The organism is Actinomyces bovis, from assembly GCF_900444995.1.
GTDB lineage: Bacteria > Actinomycetota > Actinomycetes > Actinomycetales > Actinomycetaceae > Actinomyces > Actinomyces bovis.
On sequence record NZ_UAPQ01000001.1, the window covers coordinates 214644 to 226181 of the forward strand.

General features: G+C 61.9%; 14 protein-coding genes. 3 read left to right on the forward strand and 11 right to left on the reverse strand.

The features are described from left to right. Window positions 1-255: 255 nt before the first annotated feature. Both DR039_RS00920 and DR039_RS00925 read right to left on the reverse strand, forming a co-directional pair. The gene (locus tag DR039_RS00920) at window positions 256-690 is read right to left on the reverse strand and encodes a hypothetical protein (protein ID WP_229116722.1); all 435 of its coding nucleotides are present in this window, start codon (window positions 688-690) and stop codon (window positions 256-258) included. 398 nt (window positions 691-1088) lie between these two features. Next, the gene (locus tag DR039_RS00925) at window positions 1089-1490 is read right to left on the reverse strand and encodes a DUF6318 family protein (RefSeq protein ID WP_111835533.1); all 402 of its coding nucleotides are present in this window, start codon (window positions 1488-1490) and stop codon (window positions 1089-1091) included. On the opposite strand from DR039_RS00925, the gene DR039_RS11175 reads away from it, so the two are divergent. Next, a complete protein-coding gene (locus DR039_RS11175) occupies window positions 1480-1644 on the forward strand; it encodes a hypothetical protein (protein WP_170166893.1) in 165 nt (54 codons plus the stop codon). The two genes, DR039_RS00925 and DR039_RS11175, sit on opposite strands and share 11 nt — an antisense overlap. 504 nt (window positions 1645-2148) lie before the next feature. Here the strand turns inward: DR039_RS11175 and DR039_RS00930 are convergent. From DR039_RS00930 to ppgK, 9 genes are all read right to left on the reverse strand, one after another. Continuing rightward, window positions 2149-2601 (reverse strand): HIT family protein, encoded by a 453-nt coding sequence (locus tag DR039_RS00930; RefSeq protein WP_111835534.1) that lies wholly within the window; start codon window positions 2599-2601, stop codon window positions 2149-2151. Window positions 2602-2618: 17 nt separating this feature from the next. Continuing rightward, window positions 2619-3461 (reverse strand): metal-dependent transcriptional regulator, encoded by an 843-nt coding sequence (locus DR039_RS00935; protein ID WP_111835535.1) that lies wholly within the window; start codon window positions 3459-3461, stop codon window positions 2619-2621. Window positions 3462-3478: 17 nt separating this feature from the next. Beyond that, entirely contained in the window at window positions 3479-4216 is a 738-nt protein-coding gene (locus DR039_RS00940) for a vitamin K epoxide reductase family protein (protein WP_111835536.1), read from the reverse strand. A 112-nt stretch (window positions 4217-4328) separates the two neighbouring features. Further along, a complete protein-coding gene (locus tag DR039_RS00945) occupies window positions 4329-6095 on the reverse strand; it encodes a metallophosphoesterase family protein (RefSeq protein WP_174887821.1) in 1767 nt (588 codons plus the stop codon). A gap of 5 nt (window positions 6096-6100) precedes the next feature. Next, window positions 6101-6925, reverse strand: a complete 825-nt coding sequence (locus tag DR039_RS00950) for an HAD-IIB family hydrolase (protein WP_111835537.1) — start codon at window positions 6923-6925, stop codon at window positions 6101-6103. An 81-nt stretch (window positions 6926-7006) separates the two neighbouring features. Then, window positions 7007-7180, reverse strand: coding sequence for a methionine/alanine import family NSS transporter small subunit (locus DR039_RS00955; RefSeq protein WP_111835538.1), 174 nt, complete (start codon window positions 7178-7180; stop codon window positions 7007-7009). 1 nt (window position 7181) lies between these two features. Next, on the reverse strand, window positions 7182-8786 hold the full coding sequence (locus DR039_RS00960; protein ID WP_111835539.1) for a sodium-dependent transporter: 1605 nt from the start codon (window positions 8784-8786) through the stop codon (window positions 7182-7184). A 177-nt stretch (window positions 8787-8963) separates the two neighbouring features. Further along, window positions 8964-9362: a NifB/NifX family molybdenum-iron cluster-binding protein gene (locus DR039_RS00965; RefSeq protein WP_111835540.1), complete on the reverse strand. Its 399-nt coding sequence runs from the start codon at window positions 9360-9362 to the stop codon at window positions 8964-8966. Next, entirely contained in the window at window positions 9359-10120 is a 762-nt protein-coding gene (gene ppgK / locus DR039_RS00970) for a polyphosphate--glucose phosphotransferase (RefSeq protein WP_111835541.1), read from the reverse strand. The genes DR039_RS00965 and ppgK overlap by 4 nt, the downstream gene beginning before the upstream one ends. 328 nt (window positions 10121-10448) lie before the next feature. On the opposite strand from ppgK, the gene DR039_RS11625 reads away from it, so the two are divergent. Together DR039_RS11625 and DR039_RS00975 are read left to right on the forward strand one after the other, a co-directional pair. Further along, window positions 10449-10574 (forward strand): hypothetical protein, encoded by a 126-nt coding sequence (locus DR039_RS11625; protein WP_267489815.1) that lies wholly within the window; start codon window positions 10449-10451, stop codon window positions 10572-10574. A 27-nt stretch (window positions 10575-10601) separates the two neighbouring features. Further along, window positions 10602-11207 carry a hypothetical protein gene (locus DR039_RS00975; RefSeq protein ID WP_111835542.1) on the forward strand — a complete coding sequence of 202 codons (606 nt, stop codon included), beginning with the start codon at window positions 10602-10604 and terminating at the stop codon, window positions 11205-11207. Window positions 11208-11538 lie beyond the last annotated feature (331 nt).

Consider the following 11538-nt stretch of genomic DNA (forward strand, 5'->3'; position numbering starts at 1 on the left):
CCTTGCGGGCGCGAGGCACGGATCACGCCCGAGTGGATCCGGTGGGGTGTGTTGTGGATGGGCGTGTGGATGGGGGCGTGTGTGAGCGCTCCTACCCCTCGTTCGGACAACCTTCCGCCGTTCGGACAACCTGTGACCGGGTGCATGGTTGTCCAAACGGCGTTTGGTTGTCCGAAAGCCAGGGGGTGTCAGCAGGGCGGGTTGCGAGGCGGGACGGGGGCTGTGGGGCGGGGCGAGTCCTGGGACGGGGCGGGGTTAGTGGCCTTGGGCTTCTTCGGCCTGGTCAGTGAGCACAGCGGTATAAGCACGCACCTCGAAAGGAGTAGTGGTGTTAGTAGTAGTGATACTGCCTTGAACCGGCCTAGACCCCTGCCCGGGGGTAGTGAAAGTAGCCGACCAGGTCGTAGTCACCGTGATCTTCAAGTCCTTAGCCGGCTGATCATAATAATGAAAGACCGTGTGATCCGGATACGGCGCACCAGGATCAGTGCCACGCGTAGTAGTCCCATCCCCCCAATCCCAGGCATAAGACACCGGCGTAGCAGTAATAGTTACAGGCGTACCCAAGATCGTGGTGTTAAGAACCTGCGGACTAGCACTAGTGTAAGCAATCACCGGCATATCCAAACGAGTCCGAGCACTAGGCGGCTGACGAGTAATACCAGAACCCTTAGCCAAAAGCTTGCTCACCTGAGACCGAGTAACACTAACCGTACGCGGACCCCCAGGCGCACGCACAACAGGCACCTGGGGAGCGGGCTGCCCATCAGGCAAACAAGACACATAAACCTGAAAATAGATCTCCGCATCATCCACCCTAGCACAACGCCCCGCCACCACCTGATTCCACAACTCAGTAAAGGTAAGCGGATGCCATGAAACATCTTCTTCCCGGGAAGAATCAGGTTGCTGTGCATTTAGTGAAAGCGCCTCAGTCGACCCTCCTCCTTCTTCAATCACTTCAACAAAGGCCCCCGCCGAGGTGATCGAATCATCAGACGCTTGCACATCAAAGTCGATTTCTGACATCCTGACTGCAGGAGATAACGGTAAGACAACAGCGACTAGCAGGCAGGCACGCACCAGACTCATTTGACGTTTCCTCCTCCTCGCACAGTCCACCGCCCAGATGCATAGGCCAGGGATATACGAAGTGTTTGATTCGCCTCAGCGTCTGTCTGTTTTGAGGTTCCGTCTGCTTGATACAGGAGCGTGCCCGGATTAGTTAAGGTGAACTCGATAATCAAGTAATCCTCACCATTTTCAGGCTTTCCGTACCTTGTAGACTCAATCTCGAAGTCCCAGTGGTCGGCCCAACCACCTGGATCATGAACCTGCTTGACGTTACCGATCACCGAGTTGCAGAACACGCACTCGTCATCACTCATGGCCGCAAGCTGCGAGGTATCACCAGTAGCAAAAGCATAGGTATACAACTTCAAAAAATACTGAGCACTCTTAGCCGCCCCCTGAGGAGTATTGTCATCCATCCCCTCCAAACGCTCCGGCACAACCGTCCCCAAAGCCTTCTGCCGAGAAGCAGCCGCCTCCACAGACAAAGTCGCCGACGCCGACGCACTAGGACTCGCCCCCAAACTCACCCCAGCAGCCGCAGCAGAAGCCGAAGCCCGAGCCCGATCCTGAGCCGCATAAGACGCAGCCAACCTAGGAATATCAACCGTAGGACTAGCCACCGCCCCACCCCGCCCCTGACAAGCACCAACCCCCAACCCCACACACAACACCAAACACCCCAACCTGCCTAACCTCCGGCCAGCAGCACGCCCCACCACGGCCAAACCACCCTCAGCGCCGCGACCTACGCCGTCACCAAACTCGCGCACCATCCAACTCATCACAAAACCACCTCTCAGGGCGAGGAAAAAAGAGCCAGCACCATCACAGAACCCAAGCACCCACCCAGCCAGGCCACCAGGGCGAAGACCACAACCAGTGGGAACCAAAACCAGACTACCGCCCACACCACCCCCAAAACCCACCTGTGGACAACCAAACCAAAACCCCACCCCACAACCAAAACCCCACCCCATGACCAAAACGCCCACACCACAGGCGTTCACAACACAAAGCGAGGCGAATCCGGCACAAACAGGCACCCAGGCCTCTAGGCACCCCGGCGCCAAAACCTCACTTAGAAGCAGTGAGCGCTGCCGCCCCCATATTCGGCGGCACGAATTCTCCCCAGCCGTCCTCTACCAATCCGGCACGCAGCCGCTCCATCGCCGCATCCAGTTCCTTACCCGGCACGGCCCGAGCGGCAGACAAAGCCACATCGGCCGAACTGTGCAGCGGCAGCACATGAATATGCAGATGCGGCACGTCCAACCCCACCACCATCAACCCGGGGCGCACAGCCTCGAAGACCCGCAGTTGGGTAGCGGCGATGCGCTGCGAAACCACGGCCAGGTGGGCCACGGTGGACTCGTCGGCGTCGATCAGGCTCTCCACTTCTGCCCGCGGTACCACCAGAACATGCCCCGCAGTCTGCGGCTCAATCGTGGCGAAGGAGACGCATACCTCGTCGGCCCAAACAAAACGCCCCGGAATCTCCCCGGCGATGATCTTGGTGAAGACGCTCATGCGCCCAGCCTAGACGCTTAGGCCAGCAGCCACAGGCTGTCCACGGGGACAGTCACGGCAGCCCCTCGGTCTTCTCCAGCCGCAGCTCGCCCGGCTGCTTCCGGCGCACCCGGCCCGCCGTCTCCACACTCCTCAACCTTCGTGATGACCACCGCCCGCACCCGGCCCGCCAGGACCTGGTCTTCCTCGCGCTGCTCCCGCCTGCGCCGATCAGAACTCCGGGCCGTCCGGCTGGGACGCTCCTGCTCAGGCACAGTCCCCCATGATTCAAGCCGCACCCGGTCATCTAGCCCAATTCCCGCCGCGTCCAGTGCCGCCAGCAGCTGCGGGTCGTCCGCAATGCGCGCCACCACGCCGCTCTCCCCCACCTGCAGGCTCTCCACCGCGCGCAGCCGCGGCTCGGTGATCGTGCCATCCGCCCGAGGGATCGGGTCACCATGCGGATCGCGTGTGGGCCTTCCCAGCGCCAGGTCCAGCCGCTCAAGCAGCCGCTCAGAGATGGCATGCTCCAGCACTTCCGCCTCCTCATGGACCTCGTCCCAACCAAAACCGAGCCTTTGCACCAGGTAGGTTTCCAGGAGGCGGTGCCGGCGGATCTGCCCAACCGCGAGTTCGCGACCCGCCTGCGTCAAAGTCACCGCCCTATAGGGCTCATGCTCCAGCAGACCAGCTTCAACCAGCCGGGAGACGTTTTCAGAGGCGGTGGAGGCGGCCACGCCCAGACGGCTGGCCAGCCTCGTAACTGAGGCGCCAGGCCCGCCCCATTCACTCGCAGCCCACACGGCTTTGAGATAGTCCTGGGTTACTTGGGAGTCCAGCGCTTTCACACCACCCCGTTGTACCGCTGCCTTATTTGCCATCTTCGTACCCGTAAATCTCAGCGCAGGACTATGCGCCACAGGTCCCAAAAGGCCACCACAATGATCCCGAGGATCAACGCATAGCTAGCACCCACCAGCCACCAGCGCAGACGCAGCAAAGCCGCGGCGCTCTGCCGCCCTAGTGGCAGATGTCCGCCGACGGCGGCGCGTGCCCAGGTATGCCAAACGATCGGAATCACGGATGCCCAAATCACCATGCAGTAGGGGCAGAGCTTAGAGAAGGTAATTACTGAGACTCCCAGGAACCAGGCCACAAAAGCGGCAGCCCCCACGCATCCGGCTGACAATGCCCACCAAACCCAACGCGGTAGCCGCACCCCACAGGCCAGCAGCGCCCCAATCATAATGATGGCAGTGAAAGCCATAGCCCCAAGGAAGGAGTTAGGTACTCCCAGCAGATTGCCTTGCCAGACATTCAGGGAAGCGCCGCAGGAGACCAGGGGGTTGATATCGCAGGAGAGATCAGCGGCCGGGGTCTGCAACTGGGTGAGCTGGGCGAGCATGAGTTCCCAACTCGCGGCAAGCCCCGTCAGCCCGCAAACGATCAAGAGAATGGCGTAGGAGCGGGGGGCGCCGCCACGGGCCAGCGCCCCGGAGGTGGGGGCGTCGACGTCGTTGGTGCCGTATTCGGGCACGGCCGGCTCCGTCTGCAGGTCATGCGCTGAGGCGAGGTAAGCCTGGAGTTCTTCCTCGCTCATGGCCTCAATTTCGGCCTCGCTGGGCACATGCGCCATCCGGTTTCCTTCCCCTTGTGCGAACTGTCGCAGCTGGCAGGCTCCAATTGTGCCCCAAGGTAGGGCGGTGGTGCTGATGTGTCTGCGCCTGTGGCCAAGCGCCCTGCAGCACCTAGCGGCTATTTCCGGGCGACGGCGTCGCTGAGCTGCTAGGCGCGAGCGCCACGCTTGGCGTATCAGCAGGGCTAGCGCTTGGGGTGCTGTGGTTTCCGGCTGCGGTTGGCGTGGCACTACTGGTGGCGCTACTCGTGGGAGTGCTGCCAGCGTTGGGCGTGGCTGTCGGGTGGGGCTTGGCTTGGGCGGCCGTCGGCGGTTTTTCCCAGTTAGACACTGTCACGGAAGCGTCTGGGTGCAGGGTGACTGTGCGCCAAGCCAGCAGTGTGCCCTTCGAGTCAAAGGCCAGTAGATGCATGAAGGCGTCTTCTGTAACCGCCCCGAGGGATGTTCCACCTTTGCCTGCGCCGGAGATCAATTGGGCCACAGTCCCGGTGCGGCTATTGGTGGAGATGGTGGCGCTGAGTCCATGCTCTTTGTGCACATGGCCAGCTAGGAGCAGAGGGGCGCAGCCTTGACGCACCAGCGGTTCAAAGGTGTAGGGCTCATGGATTAGCACTAGGTCCACGTCAGCGCCAGGTTTGCAGGAGGTGGCCGCAAGGCGCTCACCCAGGGCCGTGGAGTCCTCCTCCCCTACCTGAGTGGTTCCTGAAGTGGTGGTGCGGTAGACGTCGGCGTCGCCCAGCACGCGCAGCCCGTCGACTTCTTGGACGGTTCCATCACTGACGGTCCACCCCAAGGAAGCCATGTGCTTTTCGGTGGTCTCGGAGTCATGGTTGCCTCGGGTGTAGGCCTTTTTAACGCCTTTGGGCACGGCTTTGTCTAGGGCGTTGCCACAGATATTTTCTGGGCTGGTGCCGCTCATGGTGAGGTCGCCGTCGTCGAGGTGGATTTTCGCACCGGCTAGCTCATGCAGCACCCCGGTGAAGGCAATGACGTCCAGGTTGCAGTGTAGGTCTGTGGTCATGATGGCCACTGTGAGGCCCGAACCTTGCAGGAAGGCTGGTTTGGTCTGTTTTTCGGCCTGTTCCCACGCGGTACGCAGGTTGGCCTGCGCTTGTTCATAGAAGGCGGAGTTGGATTCAATCTTGCTGTGAATCTGGCCGCCGTAGGTTTGCACGATATCGGCTACGCGACCAGATATGCGCGCATCCGCAAAGTCCGTCCCCGCCAGTACCTCAAGGCGCTGCCCCTGGTATTCGTGGCTGCTCAGCGCTGGGACCAGGATCGAGCCGCCTCCCAGAACCACGGTGGAGACCGCCAGGACCACCGGGGCTGGTTGGGTCAGGAGCTTGCTGGCCGAGTCGCGCAGGTGCCCGCGGGTCAACAGCCGCCCCGCAGCAATTAGGCACAAAATGCAGGCACCGATGGCTCCGGCCCGGCGCAGGCCATCGCCTAGGAGCGCTTCCAGTCCTGCTAGCACGGTCAGCTCGGGGTTGGATAGCAGGGTGCCGTAGGAGGCGGCGTCGCCTGATAACAGCTCGGTTAGGGAGGCGGATTCGAGGTTGGTTACTCCAAGCTGTGCGGGCACCTCCCCTAGCCGCACTTCGACGCCGAAGGGGCCGGCTGGAGAGGGGTAGGAGGCGGAGCCTAATGGCCCCAAGTCCATGGTGAGGGTGGAGTTGAGGGTGGTGCGCCAGGAGGCGGTGTGTGGTCCAACTGGGCTTTCTGCCTTAGCGGTACTGATTCCGAGGGCTAAAGACACCAGGGCTACCGCGAATAGGAGGCCACTGGTGCGCACGGCCTTGCGGAAGCGCACTGAGCGGGACAGCCACCACCGTCGCAACCTGAAGGGTTGTTTGCTGGGGTTGTCCTGCTGTTCCACGGGGCTCAGTCCTGTCCGCTGCGGGCTATCTGCTCAGCGAGCTCGGTGACGTACTGGGCAGTTTCCTCCCAGCCGGTGACCGCGTGGCAAGGCACGCCCAAGGCTTTGACTGGGTAGTCATTGCCTTCTGGGTCTAGGCGGTCTCCTACAAACAGCATCTCATCTAAGGCGATTCCCGTCACCTCTGAAAGTTTGCGCATGCCATAGGCTTTGTCCACGCCTTTGAGGGTGATGTCCACACTGGTGGAACCGCCGGAACGGACCTCCAGCTCAGGTAGTAGGGCGGCGACGGCGTCGCGCAGGCGGGCTTTTTTCTCTCCGGTGGGGTCCCAGGCGCGTTTGGCTTCTAGGGGGGCCTGTTGTCCGAGGGCGGAGAAGGTGATCTGGGAGCCGCGGTCCTCTAGTACTGGGCCCCAGGTTTCCTCTTCCCACAGTCCTAGACGGCGGGCCTGTTCCTCTACTGCTGTCCGGGCCGTCTGTTTTTGGCTTTCGCTGAGGTTGTTGGCGTAGACCAGTTCCCAACCGTCTGCGCCGTCACTGCTAGCTGGCTGGTGCGTGTAGTAGCGGGTGCCGCAGGTGGGCATGAGATGGAGGCGGGAGAGTTCAGCGTCATCGGCACCCAGGTTGGCAATGACTTGCTCACGGAACTGGCCGATCTGGCCGCCGGAGATAACGCAGACCGGCACCACATCTAGCAGTGCTCGCAGTGCCTTGGCCATGGGGGCGGGCATAGCGGATTTGGAGGGCGCCAGGGTGTCATCTAGGTCGAAGGCGACCAGTCGTGGCGGCTTGGCGGGGATGCTGCCTGGCTGAGAGTTGGTGTCGGTCATAGGGGCATTCTCGCGCAGGAGCCCGGCACCGAGAAATTGGTACCGGGCTCCTGCGTGTCTGCCTTGGGCGGGGCGTTTGCCTCAGTCCTGGTGGCTGGCAGCGTGTAGGTGTTCGTGGGCGCGGGCGTGTGCGATGGCGCGAGCTTCGCGTTGTTCGCGGCGACCACGCAGGACTAGTGCGGTGACGGAGGCGGCTAGGCCACCCCAGATGATGATCACGGCAACCAGCATGAGGGCGATGGCTTGTCCAGTCATGTCACTTCACCTCCTTGCCGGATTGTGGGGCGTCGAGTTCAAGCGGCTCAAAGTCATCCACTGGGGTTTTCCAGGGGATCAGGGTCATCACCACCACGCCGATTACGGCGAAGGCGATGGCGCCCCAGCCGAAGGCGAGTTCAAAGCCGCGACTGTAAGACTTGGCGTCGTATTGCTCGGTGATGAACTTGATGAGGGCGTCAGCGAGCATATAGGTGAGCACAGCCGGGACGATGTAGCCGACGAGCGCCTGCCACCACAGTCCAATGGACTTGCCGGTCTCAGAGACGGTGTTGAGGTGGCGCTGCAGCAGCGGGAGCTTGCGCAGGGCCAGAGAGACGATGAAGCACATGAGGATCGCGGAGGAGACCACACCGATTTGGTTGATGTAGGCGTCCACGACGTCGAGCGAGTAAATGCCGGTGGTGGTGCCGAAAACCAGCAAGGAGATGGCGGCGGCCGGAATCCCGACGGCGACGGAGGCGGTGCGCGGGGCCAAGTTGAATTTCTCGCCGATTCCGGCTGCGACCACCTGCACTAGGGAGATGAGTGAGGTGACGCCCGCCAGGGTCAGGGACAGGAAGAAGAGGATGCCGAAGAATGCGCCTCCGGGCATTTGGGAGATGACGGTTGGGAAGGTCACGAAGGACAGGGAGATGCCGGTGAGCCCTTCGAGTTCGCCCACGCCCACGCCCTGTTGGTGGGCCATGAAGCCTAGGGTGGCGAATACGCCGAAGCCTGCGAGCACTTCAAAGGAGGAGTTGGCGAAGGCCGCCACCATGCCGGTGCCCACCAGGTTGGAGCGTCGGCGTAGGTAGGAGGCGTAAGTCAGCATGATGCCGAAGGCCACGGACAGGGAGTAGAAGACCTGGGCGTAAGCGGAGATCCATACCTGGGGGTCTTTGAGTGCAGTGAAATTGGGGGTCCACAGGGCATTGAGTCCATCGGTGGCGCCAGGGAGCATGAGGGCGCGCAGCACCAGGATGAGGAACAGGATTACGAGCAGTGGCAGGAAGACTTTGTTGGCTTTTTCTACGCCGTCGGTGACGCCTCTAGCGATCACGAAGATGACGATGGCCCAGACTATGGCTAGTGGCACGAATACGTTCCACACGGGGGTGGGACTGTAGGTGACCGTTTCAGATAGGTGGACGAATTTGTTGAAGAAGAAGTCTTTGGCGCCCTCGGCATTGTTCTTCCAAGCCACATTGGTGGAGTACAGGACGTAGCGCAGGGACCAGGCGATGATGACCGCGTAGTAGGTCATGATGATGAAGGACACGAAGACCTGCCACCAGCCGAGCCATTCGAGTTTGCGGCTCAGACGGCGGAAGACGGCGGGGGCGGAGCCGCGGTAGCGGTGCCCTAGGGCGTAGTCGAGCAGGAGGATCGGGATTCCTGCGGAGAGCAGCGCCACGATGTAGGGGATCATGAAGGCGCCGCCGCCGTTGGCGTAGGTGACTCCCGGGAAGCGCCAGATATTGCCCAGACCGATGGCGGAGCCGATGGCGGCAAGGAGGAAGCCGAGTTGGCTTCCCCACTGTTCGCGGTCGGGCCCGTCCACCTCGGTCTCGGTGGTGGTTTGGGACGCTGAAGCGGATGACATATGGGCCTCCGGTCTAAGCGGTGTGGCCGGGCCACCTGCTGGCGGTCCTAACCTGGGGTCGCGCCAACGCTAGAACCCGACCGCCCTGCGGCCGACAAGAGTCCACATCTTGGGATGACGGAGTGGGGTGCAGTCGTTTAAGGGCTGCCGCTTGGTGCCGAGGCTTAGTGCTGTGGCCTAATGCTGAGGCCCAGCGTCTTCTGCTGGTGGAACGATTGGCAGACCGGTTGGTTTTGGTAGTTCCCGGGGCGTGGCCAAGGCCTCCAGGACGGCTTGGCGGGCGGGGCCGCCGTCGGTGGCTAGTAGGCGGATGCCCATGCGGCCGGTGACGCGCTGCATGCCCATACCCATGTGGGTGGCTACCACGGTGTCCACTTCTTGTTCACGTAGGAAGCGGACGATGCGGGCATGGTGGGCGCCCTCAGTGCCGGAGTCGTGGGCGGTGTCCCAGCCGACGGCGTGTTCTGTCCAGTTGACTATGGCGCCGTCTTGCATTTGGACGATGGCTACTAGTGGGGTGCGCCCGAAACGGGCCTCTACCTGACCGTCTGCGGTTACTGGGACGAGGATGCTCATGCCTGCTGGTCCTGTTCACGGCTGGCCTGCCAGGCGGCACCGACTATGCCTGCGGTGTTGAATAGGGCGGCGGGGACGATCTTGGTTTTGAGGTCTAGCAGGGGCAGGAATTTGTCGTGTTTCTTGGAGACTCCCCCGCCGACTACGAACAGGTCGGGGCTGAACAGCATCTCCACGTGGGAGTAGTAGCGTTGCAGGCGCTTGGCCCATTTTTTCCAGGATAGGTCTTGGAGGGTTTTCTGGCCGGAGGAGGCTTGGGATTCGGCGTCAGCGCCGTCAATTTCTAGGTGGCCGAGTTCGGTGTTTGGCACGAGTTTGCCGTCCACGATGACGGCGGAGCCGATTCCGGTGCCCAGGGTGGTGACGATGACGGTGCCTGCAACGCCTTTGGCGGCCCCGAAGGCGACCTCTGCCAGACCGGCGGCGTCTGCGTCGTTGAGGGCGGTGACGCCGCGGCCGAGGTGCTTGATCATGAGGGCGTTGACATCCGTGCCAGCCCAGGACTCGTCTAGGTTGGCGATGAAGGGGACGACGCCGTGGACGATGGGGGCGGGGAAGTCGATGCCGATGGGTGTTTCCGGGCCGACCTGGAGCTGGTCGACGATCTGCTTGCAGACCTGGGCGACGGCGTCGGGGGTGGCGGGTTGGGGCGTGTCAATGCGGACGCGCTCGCTAGCGAACTCGCCGGTCTCTAGGTCTACAAGGGCGCCTTTGACGCCTGAGCCGCCGATGTCGATTCCGCAAGCGAGCTGAGCCATCTTGTCCTCCTTGGTACGTGGGTGGGGCTCCGGGTGCAGGTTATCCCACACCTCGCAGCCAGGAGGCGTGTTCCGCGGCAGGGCGTGAAGAAGATTGGCAGGGGTCAGCTGGAGTGCGAGCGGGAGATCAGCGGGTGCGCCGACCTTGGCCCATTCTGAAAAATGCAAGAATCTCACCCGCCCCAGTGGAAGCCGTCATGCCCTCGAGGTGATTCGTCTAAAACCTCTGCCTGGGCAGGTTCAGCGCCTCACCTGATTTCTTTGGGTGCTGGGCTTGTTGCCTCATGCGAGGGTCTGCGGCTGGGAATGATCGATCATGGAGTTAACGATGAGCCCGCGGCAGGGTACGGCGAAGAAGATGGCTTTGGCGTACCGGAGCGCTGATCGGGCGGGCAAGACCCGTATCTTGAACGAGTTGGACAAGTTGTTGGGCTGGCCCCGGGCGGCGTTATGAGGTTCCTGTGGTGAAACCTGTCCGCCCATGCACGCCCGTCCCCGTGTCTACGGCAATGATCTGATGTCCGCCCTGCTGCGCGCCGAGGGTGAGATCACCGTGTCGGATGCCCAAACCGAGCTATTGGCGCAGATATCAGCCGCCACGATCGACCGGATGCTAGCGGGAGAACGTTCGAAGATGACGTTGCGGAACCCTACCTACACCAAGCCCGGATCGTTGTTGAAACACCAGATTCCGATCCACACCTTCGCCAACTGGGACAACGACACACCAGGGTTCGTGCAGATAGATCTGGTCGCCCACGACGGCGATATCGCCTCCGGTGAGTATCGTTACACGCTGACCATGACCAGCATAGCCTCCTGGTGGACGGTCAACCGGTCGGTTCCAGAGCGCCCCTGCCGGCGAGTTGTTGAGGCGACCGATCACGCCGCTGGTCACTTTCTCTTCCCCTTCCAGGGCATCGAGTCCGACAACGTAACAGTTCGTCAACCATCACCTGCTCCACGACTGCCAAACCCGACAGATCGCCTTCATCCAGCCCCGGGCGGGCAAGAAGAACGACGACTGCGATGTCGAGCAGAGGAACTGGACCAAGGTCCGGGAGCTGGTTGGCTACTACCGCTATAACACTCCGCAGAACTCCACCTTTTAAGTCAGTTCTGCGAACTCGACGACGCGTTCAGCAGCTACTTCCTGCCCAGCCTGAAACTCGTGTCGAAACACCGCGGCGGGGACCGGATTGTCAAGAAGTACCACCAGGGTGCCACCTCACACCAACGACCTCGGGCACACCTCACCATCCGCAGACCCTCATATGAGGCACCAATCAATCTATCCTGAGATATTTACACAGGTCACTACTCTCCCATCTCGCCGCGCGTATTTCGTGTAGGAGTGAGAGGGTCAGACGATGACAAGCCTCAGCCGTTTAACCCCGGACGAGCCGGGAGCACGCGAG